This is a genomic window from Nitrospirota bacterium, assembly GCA_020851375.1.
Taxonomy (GTDB): Bacteria; Nitrospirota; 9FT-COMBO-42-15; order HDB-SIOI813; family HDB-SIOI813; genus RBG-16-43-11.
Genome location: JADZCV010000003.1, coordinates 1 through 18,085, shown reverse-complemented (window position 1 = coordinate 18,085; position 18,085 = coordinate 1). Strand labels below are relative to the sequence as shown.

Here is an 18,085-nt window from a genome sequence, read left to right as displayed (position 1 = left end):
CGTAGCTTGCTACAGTGTTTCCTCCCGTCATTCCCACGAAAGTGGGAATCCAGAATCATGTGTAGTTCTGGATTCCTGCTTTCGCAGGAATGACGTTGAAGTTGCCTGGATATCCTGCAGCTTGCTGCAGGGTTCTTCATTTACTGTTACCTCAGGGGATGGATTTTTTGACCGGCATATGATAATGTTTTCCATCTATGCGCGTGGCAATGTATTACAACAACCGGGATATCCGGGTTGAAGAAGTTCCTGTGCCGCAGGTAGGTCCAGGTGAAGTGCTGATGAAGATCATGTCGAGCGGGGTCTGCGGCAGTGACATCATGGAGTGGTACCGGATTCATAAGGCGCCGCTTGTACTTGGTCATGAGGTTGCAGGTGAGATCGCTGCGGTTGGCGATGGGGTTACACAATACAAGGCTGGCGCCAGGATTGCCGCGTCCCACCATGTGCCATGCAATACCTGTCATTACTGTCTGAATGGTCATACAACCGTTTGTGAGACGCTTCGCAAAACAAAGTTTTATCCCGGTGGCTTTTCCGAATATGTCCTTTTGCCGGCCATTAATGTTGACCGCGGGATATATCTCCTTCCGGACGAGGTCTCTTTTGAAGAGGGGAGCTTTGTTGAGCCGCTTGCCTGTGTCCTGCGTGGTCAGAGGCTTCTGGGTATACATCCCGGAAATAGTATTCTGGTAGTAGGCAGTGGTATATCGGGAATACTCCATATCAACCTTGCAAGGGCGCTTGGTGCAGGGAGGATCATTGCAACAGACATATCAGAGTTCAGACTTGAATCTGCAAGAGGCTTTGGTGCTAATCATGCAGTAGATGCAAGGGATTTTTCCCCTGAATATCTCAGGGATATCAATGACGGCAGGCTTGCGGATGTCGTAATTATTTGCACTGGTGCAAAGTCTGCAATAGAACAGGGGCTTCAGTCAGCAGAACGCGGCGGCAGGGTATTATTCTTTGCAGCTACTGATAAGGGTGTTACAATACCAATATCGTTTAATGACTTCCTGTTCAGGAATGAGGTGTCCTTAATGAGTTCATATGCCGGAGACCGTGCCGATCATATCACTGCGCTTGAACTGATAAGGAGCAAACGCGTTAACGTCCGTGACATGATAACACACAGATTCGCCCTTGGAGATACGGTAAAGGGTTTTGCGCATGTCATGGATGGCAAAGATTCAATCAAGGTAATTATAGAACCGCAGAAATAAAAAGGAGGATTTACGATGGACTGGGGGATGAAGAACCGTTTGGCGCAGATTATAAAACCGGATGGCAAATGCATGTTTATGCCGATTGATCATGGATATTTTCAGGGGCCGACATCGAAGCTGGAAAAACCGGGTGAGACCATTAAGCCGCTTCTCCCATACAGCGACGCCCTGTTTGTGACAAGGGGCGTGCTGCGCTCATGTGTGGAGCCTGGCAATTCCATCCCGGTTATATTAAGGGTGTCAGGCGGTACGAGCATGGTAGGAAAGGACCTGGCGAATGAGGGCATAACCACTTCTATAAAAGAGGCCGTGCGCCTCAATGCTGCGGCAGTAGGTATGTCGGTATTTATCGGGAGCGAGTACGAGCGCCAGACACTGCTAAATCTCGGACAGCTTGTGAATGATGCGGAGGAGTACGGCATCCCTGTAATGGCAGTGACGGCAGTCGGAAGGGAGCTTGAAAAGCGCGATGCCCGCTACCTCGGCCTCTGCTGCAGGATTGCCGCAGAACTCGGCGCAAAGGTCGTTAAGACCTACTGGTGCGAGGATTTTGATAAGGTAGTAAACGGATGTCCTGTTCCTGTAGTTATCGCCGGGGGGCCGAAGGTGGACACAGAGAAAGAGGTGTTTGAGTTTGTGCACGACGGCATGCAACGAGGCGCCATCGGCATAAATCTCGGCAGAAACATCTGGCAGAGCCCGCACCCGGTGCCGATGATAAGGGCATTACGCCACATTATTCATGAGAATGGCACAGTGGAAGGGGCAGTTGAGGTATTCAATAACGCTAGGAAAGATACGAAAACAGCATAACTTGACTAACTACATGTCAGGAGGTTCATCCTATGCATATGATAAACATACATGATGCAAAAACACACCTGTCTGCAATTTTGAAGCGCGTCGAGAGCGGCGAGGATATATTGATTGCCAAAGCGGGTAAACCCATTGCCCGTATAAGTCCTGTTTTCGCTCTGTCAGCCAAAAGAAAGCCAGGGAGTGCAAAGGGCAAGGTTGTAATGTCCCGGAACTTCCTGAAACCACTGCCTGAAGGACTTTTGAAGGAATTTGATAAGTGAAGGCTTTGCTGGATACCCACATTTTTTTGTGGTGGGTTATGGATGATGAAAGGTTAATCCCCCCTGTACGTGAAATTATAGCAGACGAATCGAATGAGGTATTTCAAGTTCTGCCAGTTGCTGGGAAATAGCGATTAAGACAAAACTGCGCAGGTTGAAACTTCCTGATAAGCCTGAAAAGTTTATTCCGGACCAGATGGTTGCCAATAATATAGCCGGCCTTCCGATACAATTAGTTCATGCACTCCATACCTACAGCCTGCCGGATCATAACAGAGACCCTTTTGACCGCATGCTCGTGGCACAGGCATGGATAGAAAAGATGTCTATAATCACCAATGACCGCTTGATTGCTGATTATGATGTCATGGTTTTATGGGATAAGAAGAGAAGGCGACACTAATTCTTCTGTGCCACAAGGCTTGCCTTGTATGTCCCATTGGCGTCCTGTCCCTCCCTGTAGTACATGATGCGGAAATCCCGGAAGTTGTGTAGAAGTTCATTGTGCTCAAAGCAGAATTCGCGACGTTTTGGATGGCCGGTTGTCAGGTGTTCATCTATCAGGAACGTTTCGTATATGATGATGCCGCCAGGCTTCAGCGCCTCTTTCATCAAAGGGATAAGGTTCCGTTGCATGTAGCAGAAGCAGATGACGAGGTCATATGAAGAGTTCTCTATTTTGTATGATGCCATATCTTCCAGGTCTGTCTCCCGGATTTCAATATTGAGCCCGGTATCCCTGGCACTTGCCCTGCACACATCAATTGATTCCTTATCCTTTTCAAGTCCGGTCACTTTGAAGCCATGTGATGCAAGAAAGAGTGCATTCCGGCCCTTTCCCATTGCCACATCGAGGGCCCTGCCTTTTTGCAGAAGGGGTAGAAACTCAACGAGTAGCTGTGCAGGATCAGGGTTATGAGACACGTATCCCCTCTACCAGTGCCCAGTTATTCTTTATAACAGGGCGCTTCAAGTCGAACCATTTGCTGTATGTCTTGACGATGTCGTCAACCTGTTCTTCAAGCAGGCCCGAGAGCACGACTGTGCCTCCCGGAGGTAAAATATCTGCAAATTTGGGTGCAAGTGATATGAGGGGTTTGAGGAGGATATTTGCTATGATGACATCCGCCTTGCAGGGCTTCATGGCCTCAGGAGGCAGCACTGTCACGCAAGACTCCACGCAGTTCTTCCGGATGTTCTCATCAGCTATCCTTAGTGCATCTGGGTCATTATCAGTTGCCCACACATGCCTCGCTCCAACCTTTCCTGCGGCAATGGCGAGGATTCCGGAGCCGCACCCATAGTCAACTACCTCCAAATCCTGCAGATTGTTCCTGTCTATCCATTCGAGACAAAGGGCAGTGGTAGGATGAGTGCCGGTCCCGAATGCCTGCCCTGGGTCTATTACAATGTTTACAGCAGAGGGATTTGGAAACTCGAAGCCATGGGGGCAGACCCAGATGTTTTTGCCAAACTGCATGGGACGGAAGTTGTCTATCCATGCCCGTGTCCAGTCGCGGTCTTCAAGGTATTCTGCCTGGAAGTCGGGCAGGGGGTCAATCCTGAGCTCGGAACTCAGGAATGCGCTTGTAGAACAAATATCTGTCTGCGAAGGAAAAAGTCCTGTTATACGGCCCTCTGGGGGCAGCCCTTCTGTGTGTCCCGGACTCATAAGCGTAACTGCAAGGGCCCCTGCGCTCGACAATGCATCCTCCGCCCGTTTTAAGTCCTCAACTTCAATAGTAAAAGATATTTGCAACCAGTTCATTATGTTCATCCGAAAATCCACGTATACCCGTCATTCCCACGGAACCTGTCCCCGCAGGATTTAAGCGGGGAGTTGGAATCCAGAACCAGGCCTCGGTCTGGATTCCCGCTTACGCGGGAATGACGTTTTCATGAACCCTGGTGAGCCTGAGGCTCATGATGGTTCGTCCGAAAATCCCCGTATACCCGTCTTTTCCACGAAAACTGTCCCCGCATGATTTAAGCGGGGAGTGGTAATGACGTTTTCATGAACCCTGGTGAGCCTGAGACTCATGACGTTTCCCTTGAAAAAACACTTACGTAATACTCAATTGTAGGTTCTATCTCTGATAAGGTCAACATAAAACAAGTTACCGGAATTGTATTTTCTGTCCTGATGGCGTATTATACGGTGCGGTCGCTGAGCGTTATCCCTTACACTATTGAAATCATGGCCTGGATATATATAGTAATTGCCGGCCTTTTCGAAATCGGATGGGCCATTGGTCTTAAATACACGGAAGGCTTTTCCAGACTCTGGCCAAGCGTGGCGACCATATGCGCCATGATTGCCAGTTTCTGCCTGCTGTCGGCAGCGCTTAAACAGATACCTGTTGGCACAAGCTATGCCGTGTGGACGGGGATCGGCGCTGCAGGCACGGCTATTATCGGAATGCTGTTCCTCGGTGAGCCGCGTGGGTTGTTGCGCATTATTTGCATTACGCTCATCGTCGCAGGTGTGGTGGGGCTTAAGATTGCGTCAACTTCAGGACAATGATATTGTATATTGGAAAAGATTATTTTGAGGCGTCGCACAACATCAACCATTATCGTGGAGGAAATGCGTGGACAGAAAACAGCAGATGAAAGAAGTCAGTAATCTCCTGAAGTTTGACAGGCTGCCGGTCAGCTTCAGGCTATTGTTTCTGGTGACTGTTGTCTGTTTGAGTATCGCCTATGTTTTTAATCTGGCGCAGATCTGGGAGAGCCATTCCGGCAAGGGAGGCATATTCGGCCTGTCTGCAGAGAGTATACGTGAGAGGTATTATGGTAAAAGGGACTCCAGCGTTTTGGAATCTAAGTTAAAGACGACTATGAGCGTCTTCGCCACGGACGCGGAGAAGAAAACGATCATTGACTGGATCCGTTCCGGCAGTGATGAGGTCACATACGATGCCAGGATCAGGCCTATAATGGAAAGAAACTGCCTTATCTGCCACGGCCCGGATTCGTTCCGCAAATTATCCGGCTATCAGGATGTTGCGGCGCTCACAAAGGTTGACAGGGGAATGGGATTAAAGACATTAGTCAGGGTCTCCCATATCCATTTCAACGGGATGACGTTCCTGTTTTTTATCTCCGGGTTTATTACCTGCTTTGCCAGGATTGAGGTGAGAGAGCTGAAATGGATCAAGTGGATAGTGATTACCGCGCCGCTGGTCGCCATGTTCTGTGACATCCTGTCATGGAATCTGGCGCGGACGTATCAGAACGGCGTCTATATAGTTATCGTCTCAGGCGGTGTGATGACAGTCTCCTTTTGCACCCAGATGGCGGTATCGGCTTACCAGATTATAAAATCGTTTTTACGATTTAAGAGCTCTTAACGCAAACTTTTATGCATCACCTCTAAAATCAATATACTTGAATTTTATCCCCCCTTGGTTTATAGTAAAAAACTCCTGAGGGGGATGCCATTTAATGAAACGGACTGTATTATATGAAGCACATAAGGCGCTGAATGCCCAGTTTGTTGAGTTTGCGGGTTGGGAGATGCCGGTTTCATACTCCGGGGTGCTTGAGGAACACAAGGCTGTCAGAACGACAGCCGGCCTGTTTGATGTCTCGCACATGGGCCGGATCCAGGTTGACGGCCAGGGGGCAAAGGGTTTCCTTCAGCGGCTTTCTACAGCAGATATTGATACCCTGCGTGCAGGACAGGCATGTTATACGCTGTTTTGCAACAATGATGGCGGCGTAATAGATGACCTGATAATTTATAAACTCAAAAGGGCATCATTCATCGTATGTGTCAATGCCGCTAACAGGGATAAGTGTCTTAACTGGATTAATGCAAACGCAAAAAATGTTCAAAATGTAACAATAGTGGATTTGGGTGACAGTATTGCACAGATAGCAATTCAGGGCCCAAAATCATTAGAAATACTGCAGGATCTGACTGATGTGGATCTGGCGCCTGTCAGGTTGAAGAATTTTGTGGAAGGGCGACTTGGAGGCATGGATGCATACATAGCAAGGACAGGATTTACAGGGGAGAGGGGCTATGAGATATTTCTCCCTGCTATGATTGCACCTGGTATATGGGATGCCATATTGAAGAAGGGTGAGGAATCCGGAATTAAACCTGCAGGGCTTGGATGCCGTGACACTCTGAGGCTTGAGATGGGTTATCCACTATATGGTAATGATATGGATGATACTACGACGCCTCTGGAGGCCAGTCTTGACAGGGCCGTTGACTTTGACAAGGGAGACTTCACAGGCCGGGAGGCTATCCTAAGGAAGCGTGATAAAGGTTTGGAGAGGAAGCTTGTCGGCTTTGAACTCCTTCAGAAGGGTGTCCCAAGGCATGGCTGCAGGATTTACTCCAATGGGAAGACCCTTGGCGTTGTTACCAGCGGCAATTTCTCCCCAACACTCAAGAAAGGTATAGGTATGGGGTTTGTCCTTCCTCAATACTCGGCTCCAGGGACAGAGATACTTATAGATATACGAGGCAAGGCTGCCGTTTCTGTAGTAGCAGAGCTGCCATTTTACAGAAAGGTGAAGGGAAAATAGCCGGCAGTGAGCTTGTCGAACAACCTGCAGTGGTTTTATCGGACTAATGGAATATATTCCAAATACAGCAAATGATCAGAAGGAGATGCTCAACACTATCGGGGTATCTTCAATCGCCGAACTGTTCAATTATATTCCTGATGACTTAAGGCTCAAAAGGGATCTGAACATACCTTCCGCCCTTTCTGAGCTTGAATTGCTGAATTATGTGGGTGTACTCGGAGGGATGAATGCCCACACAGGGGAATATGCATCTTTTCTGGGAGGCGGTGCCTATGACCACTTCATACCAAGTGTAGTCCCTCATATTGTTTCACGTTCAGAGTTCTACACTGCGTATACTCCTTATCAGGCTGAGATGAGTCAGGGTGTACTCCAGACAATATATGAATACCAGACGATGATATGCGAGCTCACAGGGATGGAGGTGTCCAACGCATCCATGTATGACGGCGCCACTGCAATGGCTGAGGCAGCGCTTATGGCTACGCGTATTACCAAAAGGGATGAGATTGTTGTTTCATCTGCAGTAAATCCCCGGTATCGAAAGGTGCTGGACACATATCTGTTCGGGATCAAGCTGCCTGTAAAGACAATAGGGTGGAATAACGGGGTCACTGATCCTGAGAGGCTTTCACAGTCAATTTCAGATAAGACGGCAGTCGTGGTTATACAATATCCGAACTTCTTTGGCAGTGTCGAAGATATAAGGGCTATTATAGAAATTGCGCACAGGCATGGTGCGCTTGCCGTTATTGTGGCAGATCCTATAGCACTTGGCTTGCTTAAATCCCCCGGCGAACTTGGTGCGGACATAGTGGTCGGCGAGGGACAGCCGCTTGGCATACCTCTTAATTTTGGCGGACCTTATCTCGGTTTCTTTGCAACCAGAATGGAGCACGTCCGTAAGATGCCGGGGAGGATAGTCGGTGGTACAGTAGACTCAGAAGGCAAGACCGGCTATTGCCTGACCTTCCAGACGAGGGAGCAGCATATAAAGAGGGAGAGGGCGACTTCCAATATCTGCACCAATGAGGCCCTTGTTGCACTTACCGCGACCGTCTATATGGCGGCCATGGGAAAGCAGGGTCTCAGGGATGCAGCGAACCTTTGTGTTCAGAAGACAGCATATGCAAGGCAGCGAATTGGCGGGCTTAAAGGATATTCAATGCCATTTACATCACACGTGTTTAAGGAGTTCGTTGTAAAGACCCCTGTATCGCCAAAGGAGATTCAGGAGAAATTAATTTCGGAAAAGATACTGGGCGGGCTTGATCTGGGGGTTTATTATCCTGAACTGGAGAATCACATCCTGTTTGCGGTAACAGAGAAACGGACACGCGAAGAGATAGACAGATTAGTTGCTGTATTGGCAAAATAAAATCCCCCTTACTCCCCCTTTTTCAAAGGGGGAAATTTAGTTCCCCCCTTTAGTAAAGGGGGGATAGGGGGGATTTGAATCGTGATTTTACGGTGGAAACGAAAGATGTCAGAACAACTCATATTTAAAAAAGGCGCACCGGGCCGCAGGGCATATTCCCTGCCTGCGCTGGATGTGCGTGAATCAGAACTGCAGAGTCTGCTTCCAAAAGAATTGATTAAGGATACGCCGGTTGGCTTGCCTGAAGTGAGTGAAATTGAGTTGATTCGTCATTTCACAAATCTCTCAAGGTTAAACTACGGTGTTGACCTTGGCTTCTACCCGCTCGGCTCCTGCACAATGAAATATAATCCCAAGGTGAATGAAGAGGCGGCGAAGACACCGGGTCTTATTAATGCACATCCGCTTCAGCCTGAGGAGTTGTCTCAGGGGGCTCTTAGGATGATGTATGAGTTGGAGGGATTGCTCAAAGAGATAGGCGGTGTTGACAGTGTCTCTCTACAACCTGTAGCCGGCGCTCATGGTGAGCTAACTGGTCTGCTCGTTATAAGGGCTTATCATGAGGCCCACGGGAATCCAAGGCACAAGGTCATAATCCCTGATTCTGCCCACGGGACAAACCCTGCGAGTGCGGCCCTTGTCGGTTATGAGGCGGTTGTAATAAAATCGAGTAAGGAAGGGCTTGTTGATGTCGAAGAGTTGAAGAAGGTCCTTGATACAGAGACTGCAGCAGTGATGCTGACGAATCCGAATACTCTGGGCCTTTTTGAAAAGGATATTGCGGAAATATCAGGGCTGGTCCATGACGCCGGCGCCCTTATGTATATGGATGGCGCTAACCTTAATGCCTTGCTTGGAATTGTTAGGCCGGGTGATATGGGATTTGATGTCGTACACTTCAACCTTCACAAGACCTTTTCTACTCCACATGGCGGCGGAGGCCCTGGCGCCGGTCCGATCGGTGTTTCAGAGAAACTGACACCCTTCATACCTGTACCGACAGTGGAAAAGGATGGCGACAGATATTACCTGGACTATAACCGGCCGCAGAGTGTTGGGACTGTTCACTCTTTCTATGGAAACTTCGGAGTACTTGTCAGGGCATATGCCTATATTAAAAGAATGGGCGCCAAAGGGCTGAAAGAGGTCAGCGAAAATGCGGTTCTTAATGCCAACTATATCAAGAAGCGACTGAAGGATTATTACTATATACCCAACAATGTCCCATGCATGCACGAGTGCGTCTTTTCAGCAAAATATCAAAAGGCTAAGGGCGTCCACTCATGGGACGTGGCCAAGCGGCTTCAGGATTACGGATTCCATCCTCCTACTGTAAACTTCCCCCTTATCGTTGAAGAGGCGATTATGATTGAGCCTACTGAGACTGAGCCGAGGGAGACACTCGACTCATTTTGTGATGCAATGATATCTATTGCGAAAGAGGCTGAAGACAATCCTGAGTTGGTAAAGGGCGCCCCGCATACGAAGATAGTCAGGCGTCTTGATGAGGCCATGGCAGTAAAAAAGCCGAACCTGCGCTGGATAAAGCAAAAGTAGCGGATAAAAATAGGGACAGCGACTATTTAATTAAATAGTCGCTGTCCCTATTTTTATCCCTATTTTTATCAAGGCCCAAAATGTGTCTGTAAAAATTTCTTGACAAATTGTCAGTCAGAAATATATGATTAAAATTCTTGCGATAAAATCAAAAAAGCAGATAGAACTAATTGACATAACCAATGAGGTTAGAAGAGTGATTAATGACCTTGGCGTAAGAGAAGGCATATGCACCATATTCGTTCCTCATACTACTGCTGGAATAACAATAAATGAAGGGGCGGATCCGGACGTTATGAGGGACTTTATTGATAAGCTTGATGATTTAATACCGCTGGAGAGCGGTTATATGCATGCTGAAGGCAACTCTGCAGCTCACATAAAGACAAGTATAGTTGGCTCTTCGGTACATATAATGATTGATAAGGGCGAGCCGGCCCTTGGCACATGGCAATCAATATTCTTCTGTGAGTTCGATGGGCCAAGAGAGCGCAAGGCACAGGTAAAGGTCATAGAAGGATAATGGAAGTCTTTACACATGACATACTGATAGTTGGCGGCGGAGGCGCAGGTCTGCGCGCCGCAATAGAAATTGCCAAGTCTAATCCATCCTTAAAAACAGCGGTTGTTTCCAAGGTCTATCCCATGCGCAGCCACACCGTTGCAGCAGAAGGCGGTTGTGCGGCGGTACTGAAAGAGGATGACACCTATGATCTTCACGCATATGACACTATCAAGGGGAGTGACTACCTTGCAGACCAGGATGCTGTTGAGGCATTTGTACGTGATGCGACAAAAGAGGTTATCCAGGTAGAGCGCTGGGGATGTCCGTGGAACCGCGAGGATAACGGCCGTATCGCAGTCCGCTGGTTTGGCGGGATGAGCAGGAAGCGCACACTTCATGCTGCGGATAAGACAGGCTTCCATCTCCTTCACGCACTGTTTCAGACCTCTCTTAAATATGATGTAATAAAAAGATACGACGAGTGGTTTGCCTCTGCCTTACTTGTTGATGACGGGAGGGTTGGCGGACTGCTGGCATATGACATAAGGCAGGGAGAATTTCACATCCTGACTGCAAAGGCGATCATCCTTTGTACAGGCGGTGTTGGAAGGATCTTTTACTTCTCGAGCAATGCCGGGATCAAGACTGGTGATGGTGCGGCCATGGCATACCGCGCCGGGACCCCGCTAAAGGACATGGAGTTTATACAGTTCCATCCGTCAGGTCTGATCAAGACAGGAATCCTGATTACCGAGGCTGCACGCGGCGAGGGCGGTTATCTGTTCAATAACAAAGGCGAGCGGTTCATGGAGAAATATGCGCCTACGAAGATGGAGCTTGCCCCGCGTGATATCGTCTCCCGTTCAATAATACAGGAGATCAGGGCAGGCCGCGGATTTGACGGGCCGTATGGTTCTTACATACACCTTGATTTAAGACACCTTGGTGAGGCCAAGATAGAGGAAAAACTTCCTATGGTGCGGGAGCTTTGCATAGACTTTGCCGGTATGGACCCTGTGCATGCGCCTATTGCAATCAGGCCCACCATGCATTACACAATGGGCGGCGTTCATACAGACAAGGACGGCAAGACCCAGATTGACGGTCTTTATGCTGCAGGCGAAGGGGGCTGTGTCAGCATCCACGGCGGCAACAGGCTTGGTTCAAATTCCTTAGCTGAGATCATGGTCTTTGGCGCAAGGGCAGGGAGGTCGGCGGCAGATTATGTTGCTAAGGCAAGGCCTTCCACATCAGATAAATTAAAGTCTCTGGCAAAGCAGGAGTTGGAAAGGATTGAGAAGCGATATATAAAGAAAAATAGCGGAAAAGAGCGTATAGGCGCCATATTGTCTGACTTGCGTAAGACAATGGATGAAAAGGTTGGTATATACAGAAAAGAAGAGGAACTCAAAGATGCGGTGCAGGCTGTCCGTAAGTTAAAAGAGCGTTTTAATAATATACGTCTCACACAGCAGAGCAGGGTATTTAATACAGAACTGGTTAATGCCATGGAGCTTGATAATATGCTGGATGTTGCAGAAGTCGTTGCGCTCGGGGCGCTCAACAGAAAAGAGTCCCGTGGAGGACATGCGAGGGAGGATTATCCAGACCGTGATGACAATAATTTCCTCCATCACTCGCTCGCATATCAGACACCGCAGGGCCCAAGGATGGAGAAATTACCGGTTACAATTACAAAGTGGACGCCGGAAGAGCGGAAATATTAGTCGCATTTTGATGTCATTCCCGCGAAAGCGGGAATCCATATAATGATAAGTATCTGGATTCCTGCTGGAGTTTGCCCCGTACTTGATACCGGGCAGGAATGACAGTGAAAATTAATTATGGCAGAACAAATTAAACTGACAATCTATCGCTACGATCCTGACAAGGACACTGAATACAGGCAGCAGAGCTTTACCATCCCGTATCAGAAAGACTGGAGCATCCTCGATGCCCTGAACCACATCAAGGCAGAGGTTGATGGTTCTCTTTCATACCGCTGGTCATGCCGTATGGCAATCTGCGGGAGCTGCGGGATGATGGTAAACGGGACGCCGAGGCTCACATGCTCAACGTATCTGAGTGAGTTCTATCCGAATGAGATTACACTTGAGCCGCTTGCAAACTTCCCCATTGTAAGAGACCTTGTTGTGGACCTTACAGACTTCATGGAAAAATTGAAGTCTGTGAAGCCATGGATTATCAGAGAGAATGAAAAGGATGACGAGGATACATCCAAAGAGTATCTCCAGACGCCGTCTGAGATGGATAAGTACTATCAGCAGAGCCTTTGCATCAATTGCACCCTCTGTTATGCTGCCTGTCCGGCATACGGGCTCCATCCTGACTTTATTGGTCCGGCCGTAATTGCCCTGACATACCGCTACAATAATGACTCAAGGGATCAGGGTATTCTCGAGAGAAGGAAGGTCGTGGCAGCAGAGAGTGGTGTATGGAAGTGTCCGGTGGTAGGCGATTGCACAGAGGTGTGTCCAAAGCACGTTGATCCCTCGGCAGCGATCCAGAGGACAAAGGTAAACTCAGCAGTAGGCTGGTTTTTTTCAAGGTTACAGGGAAAGAAGTAAGGATAATGTCATTCCTGCCCAGTATCAAGTACGGGGTAAACTCCGGCAGGAATCCAGAACCAGGCTATAGTCCTGGATTCCCGCTTACGCGGGAATGACGAGTGCTCAGGAACATGGACATATTATGAAGGTACAGACAAATCCAATATCAGAGCCGACCAGGACATACAGACGTCCCATCCCATGCACATGGTGGATGAAGAAGGGTTCCTACTTCATCTTCATGATGCGAGAGCTGAGCAGCGTCTTTGTTGCGCTATACTCGATATTCCTGATTATCCAATTCTGTGCAATATCAGAAGGGCCGGAGAAGTACAATGCAGTGCTTTCTGTATTCCAATCATGGTGGATGATACTGATTCACGTCGTAATCGGGGCATTTGTACTTCTGCACATGGTCACATGGTTCAGGATCTCAGGACGTATCTTCGGCGCCAGGCCACTGACTCCGGGTATGGTTACTGTGGCAAATTATATAGTATGGGCTGTAGTATCTATCGTGATTTTATATTTTTTGGCATTATACTGAGAGGAAAAGGCGATGGGCTTAAACAACGCAATCAAATCACTTGAACCGCTCTGGTGGTCGCTGTTTGGTCTCGGCGGCGCAATAGCCGCATTCCTCCTCCCTGCACACATCATCATCCAGGGAATCCTGATACCTGCCGGTGTATTCCCGCAGGATCTGCTTGGTTATGACAGGGTAGCTGCACTCATAAGCCACCCGATAGTAAAGATCTACTTCCTCGCAATTATTTGCTTCCCCCTGTATCACGCAGCGCACAGAATCCGCATGACTCTCGAAGACCTGCGGATACACTGGCTCGAGGCCATCCTCCCCCTTTTATGCTACGGAGGCGCAACAGCCCTCAGCATAGCAGCCCTCATCATCATTCTCAGACAGCGTCCTTAAATAGGGACAGCGACTATTTAATTAGTATATATTTTTGTTAAAACACATAGTTCATATTATTGAGATTTGTGTATAGGAGTTGTGACATGCCAAGAATACCACGTCCTGTAGCAGTAGAATATCCGCATCATATTACTCAGAGAGGTAATTATCAGCAGAAAGTCTTTGAGGAGGAAGGAGATTATCTGCGTTACCTTGAATGGTTAAATGACTATTCAAGAAAATATTCTCTCAAGATATGGGCATATTGTCTTATGGCAAATCATGTACATTTTGTCGCTGTACCGATGGAGCTTAATTCATTTGCAAAGACATTTAATACACTTCACATGAGATACTCTCAATATTTTAATAAAAAGAAAAAACTAAAGGGACACTTATGGCAGGGCCGGTTCTTTTCGTGTATCCTTGATGAGAAGCATGTTTATGCATCCGTCAGATACGTGGATAGTGTCGGAAAACCCCTCACGGAGACCAATCTATACCTTTACACCGGCAATAATCCCATAAATCGAATCGATCCTCTTGGACTATATTGGGAGTATTCTCAATCTATCCATCAGTTAACATATGTAGATAACCAAACGGGAAATAGAACCACTCTTGGCAGCAATGGTATTTATTCGGGCAATGGATCTGGCTTGAATAACCCTGCGATGCAGAACGTTCCTTACGTTGGCCCGATACCACAAGGTATTTATGATATTGGTCCAGCATATAATCATCCAGTTCTCGGACCTGCCACGCTTAATTTATATCCAAGACCTGGAACAACTACTTATAGTAGGGACGCCTTCCGGATTCATGGCGATAACAGCCGAGATAACCAAAGTGCCTCAAAGGGGTGCATCGTCGCCCCTCGAAATAATAGAAATCAAATAAACAGTAGTGGAGATAATGAATTGAGGGTTGTACCATGACGAAACATTTATTTTTTAGCAATGTGATCATCACCACTTTGGCAATCGTTATGCCTACTTTTGTAAACGGTGCAGAGTTCATTCAAGGTGTTGTTCAATTGGGTGGCCAATTAAGGGATGGCACGGCTGTTAAAATAGATATGCGAACAGTAAAACTCACGCCGCAATATCCATACGCGCATGCATTTATGTGGGGTGGCGACTTCGAAAGCCGGAGTGAAGTGATCATGCCCAAAAATGTGATAGCCGCAATCAATATACAAATTGGAAACGAAAAGATGTTCGTTCCCCTGTCTGCCTACAGTGATTTGGGGAATCCTTATCAAGCTTCTTTCGAAAAAACGGACCGAGGTTTCAGGCTCATTATTGCAGGGAGAGGAGGAACCAGCACTCCATACAAAGCGGTTCTGGAATTTAATAATGAGAACATTCAACGCAGAAGAATTACACTTGATATATTTCCTGATGAAGTATGGGAGGAAACGGAATATTCGTTCAAAAGTAGCACTGACGAAAAATAGAAGAATAAATCTTGCACATTTTCCAATTCCGGATCGCTTAGTCCTTTCATTCCTTTTACTATTGCACTATAATTGATCAGGCTTGGATTAATGTGAAAGGAGGAAAATCCGTCAATGCTCAAATCTCGAGGCAGGCAAGGCAGCTTTTTCGACACGGATTATATCTGCGAACAACTGATTCCTCCTGATAGTTTCTACAGGAAATTCCGCGAGATTGTTCGGCCTCTCATAAAAGATGATCACTTCAAGGAAATGTACTGCAATGATAACGGCCGGCCTCCGATATCCCCGTCTCTGCTTGCAATGGCCACCATCCTCCAGTTCCACAAGAACCTCTCAGACCGGGAGATGGAGCGGGCCTGCATGTACGATATCGAGATTAAATACGCCCTCGGCTTAAGGCTTGACGAGAGGCCGTTTGATCACTCCTCTCTGGGAGATTTCAGGAAGCGGCTCCTTGAGAACGGAAGGGAGAAAGAGATATTCGACCGGCTGCTATCTCATCTTGTAGCGCAGAGGCTCATAGAGAAAAACGAAATCCAGAGGATAGATGCCACTCACGTTATTGCGAATATCGCTGTGCCGACGATGGTGCAGCTTGTAAAGAAGAGCATCTTCGAGATATTGAAGCCTTTAAAAGGCAGATACAAGGAGGCTTATCAGAGGATCGCTACCGAGATCGACGTGCAGGAATACACGAGGGAATCGGTCAACAGCGAAGGCCCGGGTCGGCCGGACCCTGAGAAGAAGAGGCGGAAACTGGTCGAGGTCGTAGGTGATGCCCGTACCGTCCTCCGGCACACGAGGGCCATCGGGGACATGGATATAAGAAGAAAGAAGAAGATGCTCCGGCGCATCCTCCAGGAGAACATCGAAAAAGGGGAGGATGGCGATCCGAAGGAGAAGCCTCATAAAGAAAAGCCCAAAGACATGATGGTCTCTCCAATCGATCTCGACGCAAGGTGCGGCCGCAAGTCCGCGACAAAGAAGTTCATCGGCTATAAGGCAAATGTCACCGAAACCGTGGAGAGCCGTTTCATTACAAATATAGTTGCCATGCCAGGCAATCGGCATGACGGGAGGACTGCGGTTGAGGCTGTCACAGAGCAGAAGAAGTCTGGTCTTATTCCGATAAAAGTAATCGGAGATACGGCATACGGGGAGGGGTTGATCCGAAAGCAGATAAAAGAGCACGGTAGCGAGATGGTCGCTCCGCTCTGCGTGATACGCAGTCCGTGGGCGCGGGCTGTCTATCCGAAGAGCATGTTCAAATATGATGAAAAAAGACAGACTGTCACCTGTCCTCAGGGAGTAACGACAAGGGAAAGCTCCCGTGAATACAAAAAGGAACTAACGATATTCCATTTCCCAATGAGCAAGTGCAACAAGTGTCCTGTGCAAAGCAAATGCACGAATGCCGCTGAAGGCAGGCGAACGGTCAGTATCAGCAAAGTGAACACAGAATTGCGTGAGGCTGAGGTATATAACCAAACCCGGCAGTTCAAAGAAGATATGAGATTAAGGCCGCCGATAGAAGGAAAGCTCTCGGAACTGATACGATATCACGGATTACGAAGGGCACTATACAGAGGCTTGAAAAAATGGGCCTGCAATGCTACTTCACGGCAGCGGCGGTGAACATCAAGAGGTGGATCAAGATCATGTTTGAGAAGATAAAGCCGAAACCTGCACTGACGCCGGCATGATGAGCGTAAAAAGGGCAGAATAGGGATAAAAAAGAAAAGCAAGTCTTGAATCACCGTGGAAAAAGGGCGTCTAAAAGAATTTTTCAGTTTTTGCTCTTTGACAGAACAGGACTTTTTTAAAAAGCAGGGTTTTCAGACGGTATCACGTGGAAAATAATCCAGTGAGGGCGGGTATAGTAAAAGCATCTCATGAGTATAAATGGTCAAGTGCAAAAAAGCGTGTTTACAAAGGACACGATCCGGTTTTATCAAATGATTGTTTTTTGGACCGGGAAATAATGGACTGGGCAACTTATCTTATGGGTAACGATGATAAGAAATTGATAGATAAAATTAGGGAGAGTACCAAAGCCGGCAGACCTTGCGGAAATGAAGCCTTTGTGACAAAGCTCGAAGGCTTACTGGGGCGGACATTAAAAGCAAATCCCAGAGGTAGGCCTTGTGTAGGGAAATAAATAGTCGCTGTCCCTTATTTCATACATAAGGGGAAGAATACCTGTATTACTTTGATATGTCAAAATATTTGACAGTCACTTTGTTCACGTAACTCTCTGATATTTTAGGGGTAATTCTTTTATTACACGTCAATTAGCCAGCGCTCTACCTTAAAACACTTAAAAAAGTGACAATAAATTTAACAGCGTTGGTGCCAGCCTGACAAACAGCTATCAAATATCTTGTAATATCAAATAGTTATAAATCGAATTCAGTGCTGGCACCATTTTTGCTGCTTATGATGTTTATAACGGAACCTAACAACCGGGGGATTACAATGCATAAAAAGACTTTGAGCCTATTAATCTTCTCAGTTACACTACTCTTATTAATAGCCGTAAAGGTAGATGCAACTTCTGTTACTTATCTGCCTGAGGAGATAGTGTGGGGACCAGATTTCGATTATGCTATCTACGATTATGGCATATACCATGATAAGTACAAAGGTTTTAATGTAGGACATACAGATACCATTTGGGAGTATTTTAATATTGATTTTAATGTTCGACCAGGTTTTAATACTAGGAGCCTGTCTGAGTAACGACTTTTCAAACTATTATCTTTGATCGTGCTCACTATTATCTGATGGTAATAGAAAGAAGTTTCGCTGTGATGCCTTTAAGACTGTTTGTCTCTGCAAATATAT

The 18,085-nt window shown here is 47.2% G+C and carries 20 protein-coding genes and 1 pseudogene; 19 read left to right on the top strand and 2 right to left on the bottom strand.

Going from position 1 to position 18,085, the window contains the following annotated elements; genetic code table 11:
• Positions 1 to 197 precede the first annotated feature (197 nt).
• The 4 genes and pseudogenes from IT393_00205 to IT393_00190 all read left to right on the top strand — a co-directional run bounded on the left by IT393_00205 (position 198) and on the right by IT393_00190 (position 2,711).
• Positions 198 to 1,226, top strand: coding sequence for a zinc-dependent dehydrogenase (locus IT393_00205; protein ID MCC7201079.1), 1,029 nt, complete (start codon positions 198 to 200; stop codon positions 1,224 to 1,226).
• A 15-nt stretch (positions 1,227 to 1,241) separates the two neighbouring features.
• On the top strand, positions 1,242 to 2,042 hold the full coding sequence (gene lsrF / locus IT393_00200) for a 3-hydroxy-5-phosphonooxypentane-2,4-dione thiolase (protein MCC7201078.1): 801 nt from the start codon (positions 1,242 to 1,244) through the stop codon (positions 2,040 to 2,042).
• A gap of 32 nt (positions 2,043 to 2,074) precedes the next feature.
• Positions 2,075 to 2,308, top strand: coding sequence for a type II toxin-antitoxin system Phd/YefM family antitoxin (locus IT393_00195; protein MCC7201077.1), 234 nt, complete (start codon positions 2,075 to 2,077; stop codon positions 2,306 to 2,308).
• Positions 2,305 to 2,711: pseudogene (locus IT393_00190) on the top strand (type II toxin-antitoxin system VapC family toxin). The gene IT393_00195 and the pseudogene IT393_00190 overlap by 4 nt, the downstream one beginning before the upstream one ends.
• Here the strand turns inward: IT393_00190 and IT393_00185 are convergent.
• Positions 2,708 to 3,232 (bottom strand): class I SAM-dependent methyltransferase, encoded by a 525-nt coding sequence (locus tag IT393_00185; GenBank protein ID MCC7201076.1) that lies wholly within the window; start codon positions 3,230 to 3,232, stop codon positions 2,708 to 2,710. The pseudogene IT393_00190 and the gene IT393_00185 overlap by 4 nt on opposite strands.
• Positions 3,222 to 4,076, bottom strand: coding sequence for a 50S ribosomal protein L11 methyltransferase (gene prmA, locus IT393_00180; protein ID MCC7201075.1), 855 nt, complete (start codon positions 4,074 to 4,076; stop codon positions 3,222 to 3,224). The genes IT393_00185 and prmA overlap by 11 nt, the downstream gene beginning before the upstream one ends.
• Before the next feature lie 429 nt (positions 4,077 to 4,505).
• Here prmA and sugE point away from each other — a divergent pair, with 429 nt between their 5' ends.
• The 15 genes from sugE (at position 4,506) to IT393_00105 (ending at position 17,980) form a co-directional block, all read left to right on the top strand.
• On the top strand, positions 4,506 to 4,832 hold the full coding sequence (sugE, locus tag IT393_00175) for a quaternary ammonium compound efflux SMR transporter SugE (protein ID MCC7201074.1): 327 nt from the start codon (positions 4,506 to 4,508) through the stop codon (positions 4,830 to 4,832).
• Between the two features lie 67 nt (positions 4,833 to 4,899).
• Positions 4,900 to 5,661, top strand: a complete 762-nt coding sequence (locus IT393_00170; GenBank protein ID MCC7201073.1) for a hypothetical protein — start codon at positions 4,900 to 4,902, stop codon at positions 5,659 to 5,661.
• A 94-nt stretch (positions 5,662 to 5,755) separates the two neighbouring features.
• A complete protein-coding gene (gene gcvT / locus IT393_00165; protein MCC7201072.1) occupies positions 5,756 to 6,853 on the top strand; it encodes a glycine cleavage system aminomethyltransferase GcvT in 1,098 nt (365 codons plus the stop codon).
• A gap of 46 nt (positions 6,854 to 6,899) precedes the next feature.
• Positions 6,900 to 8,234: an aminomethyl-transferring glycine dehydrogenase subunit GcvPA gene (gcvPA, locus tag IT393_00160; GenBank protein MCC7201071.1), complete on the top strand. Its 1,335-nt coding sequence runs from the start codon at positions 6,900 to 6,902 to the stop codon at positions 8,232 to 8,234.
• Between the two features lie 105 nt (positions 8,235 to 8,339).
• Positions 8,340 to 9,791, top strand: a complete 1,452-nt coding sequence (gene gcvPB, locus IT393_00155; GenBank protein MCC7201070.1) for an aminomethyl-transferring glycine dehydrogenase subunit GcvPB — start codon at positions 8,340 to 8,342, stop codon at positions 9,789 to 9,791.
• A gap of 124 nt (positions 9,792 to 9,915) precedes the next feature.
• Positions 9,916 to 10,314: a YjbQ family protein gene (locus IT393_00150; GenBank protein MCC7201069.1), complete on the top strand. Its 399-nt coding sequence runs from the start codon at positions 9,916 to 9,918 to the stop codon at positions 10,312 to 10,314.
• Positions 10,314 to 12,023, top strand: coding sequence for an FAD-binding protein (locus IT393_00145; GenBank protein MCC7201068.1), 1,710 nt, complete (start codon positions 10,314 to 10,316; stop codon positions 12,021 to 12,023). Before IT393_00150 ends, IT393_00145 begins: the two co-directional genes overlap by 1 nt.
• Before the next feature lie 117 nt (positions 12,024 to 12,140).
• Entirely contained in the window at positions 12,141 to 12,884 is a 744-nt protein-coding gene (locus IT393_00140) for a succinate dehydrogenase/fumarate reductase iron-sulfur subunit (protein MCC7201067.1), read from the top strand.
• A 124-nt stretch (positions 12,885 to 13,008) separates the two neighbouring features.
• The gene (locus IT393_00135) at positions 13,009 to 13,413 is read left to right on the top strand and encodes a fumarate reductase subunit C (protein ID MCC7201066.1); all 405 of its coding nucleotides are present in this window, start codon (positions 13,009 to 13,011) and stop codon (positions 13,411 to 13,413) included.
• Positions 13,414 to 13,425: 12 nt separating this feature from the next.
• Positions 13,426 to 13,797 (top strand): fumarate reductase subunit D, encoded by a 372-nt coding sequence (locus tag IT393_00130; GenBank protein ID MCC7201065.1) that lies wholly within the window; start codon positions 13,426 to 13,428, stop codon positions 13,795 to 13,797.
• A 329-nt stretch (positions 13,798 to 14,126) separates the two neighbouring features.
• Positions 14,127 to 14,717, top strand: coding sequence for a DUF2778 domain-containing protein (locus IT393_00125; protein ID MCC7201064.1), 591 nt, complete (start codon positions 14,127 to 14,129; stop codon positions 14,715 to 14,717).
• The gene (locus IT393_00120) at positions 14,714 to 15,238 is read left to right on the top strand and encodes a hypothetical protein (protein ID MCC7201063.1); all 525 of its coding nucleotides are present in this window, start codon (positions 14,714 to 14,716) and stop codon (positions 15,236 to 15,238) included. Before IT393_00125 ends, IT393_00120 begins: the two co-directional genes overlap by 4 nt.
• Positions 15,239 to 15,352: 114 nt before the next feature.
• Positions 15,353 to 16,876, top strand: a complete 1,524-nt coding sequence (locus tag IT393_00115; GenBank protein MCC7201062.1) for an IS1182 family transposase — start codon at positions 15,353 to 15,355, stop codon at positions 16,874 to 16,876.
• 214 nt (positions 16,877 to 17,090) lie between these two features.
• Positions 17,091 to 17,399, top strand: a complete 309-nt coding sequence (locus IT393_00110; protein MCC7201061.1) for a hypothetical protein — start codon at positions 17,091 to 17,093, stop codon at positions 17,397 to 17,399.
• 254 nt (positions 17,400 to 17,653) lie between these two features.
• On the top strand, positions 17,654 to 17,980 hold the full coding sequence (locus tag IT393_00105; protein ID MCC7201060.1) for a hypothetical protein: 327 nt from the start codon (positions 17,654 to 17,656) through the stop codon (positions 17,978 to 17,980).
• Positions 17,981 to 18,085: the final 105 nt, after the last annotated feature.

Excerpts from the sequence above, each read along its gene's own strand:
- IT393_00205 (MCC7201079.1), top strand. The coding sequence starts at position 198 with ATGCGCGTGGCAATGTATTACAACAACCGGGATATCCGGGTTGAAGAA.
- lsrF (MCC7201078.1), top strand. The coding sequence starts at position 1,242 with ATGGACTGGGGGATGAAGAACCGTTTGGCGCAGATTATAAAACCGGAT.
- IT393_00195 (MCC7201077.1), top strand. The coding sequence starts at position 2,075 with ATGCATATGATAAACATACATGATGCAAAAACACACCTGTCTGCAATT.
- prmA (MCC7201075.1), bottom strand. The coding sequence starts at position 4,076 with ATGAACTGGTTGCAAATATCTTTTACTATTGAAGTTGAGGACTTAAAA.
- sugE (MCC7201074.1), top strand. The coding sequence starts at position 4,506 with ATGGCCTGGATATATATAGTAATTGCCGGCCTTTTCGAAATCGGATGG.
- gcvT (MCC7201072.1), top strand. The coding sequence starts at position 5,756 with ATGAAACGGACTGTATTATATGAAGCACATAAGGCGCTGAATGCCCAG.
- gcvPA (MCC7201071.1), top strand. The coding sequence starts at position 6,900 with ATGGAATATATTCCAAATACAGCAAATGATCAGAAGGAGATGCTCAAC.
- gcvPB (MCC7201070.1), top strand. The coding sequence starts at position 8,340 with ATGTCAGAACAACTCATATTTAAAAAAGGCGCACCGGGCCGCAGGGCA.
- IT393_00150 (MCC7201069.1), top strand. The coding sequence starts at position 9,916 with ATGATTAAAATTCTTGCGATAAAATCAAAAAAGCAGATAGAACTAATT.
- IT393_00145 (MCC7201068.1), top strand. The coding sequence starts at position 10,314 with ATGGAAGTCTTTACACATGACATACTGATAGTTGGCGGCGGAGGCGCA.
- IT393_00140 (MCC7201067.1), top strand. The coding sequence starts at position 12,141 with ATGGCAGAACAAATTAAACTGACAATCTATCGCTACGATCCTGACAAG.
- IT393_00135 (MCC7201066.1), top strand. The coding sequence starts at position 13,009 with ATGAAGGTACAGACAAATCCAATATCAGAGCCGACCAGGACATACAGA.
- IT393_00130 (MCC7201065.1), top strand. The coding sequence starts at position 13,426 with ATGGGCTTAAACAACGCAATCAAATCACTTGAACCGCTCTGGTGGTCG.
- IT393_00125 (MCC7201064.1), top strand. The coding sequence starts at position 14,127 with ATGAGATACTCTCAATATTTTAATAAAAAGAAAAAACTAAAGGGACAC.
- IT393_00120 (MCC7201063.1), top strand. The coding sequence starts at position 14,714 with ATGACGAAACATTTATTTTTTAGCAATGTGATCATCACCACTTTGGCA.
- IT393_00115 (MCC7201062.1), top strand. The coding sequence starts at position 15,353 with ATGCTCAAATCTCGAGGCAGGCAAGGCAGCTTTTTCGACACGGATTAT.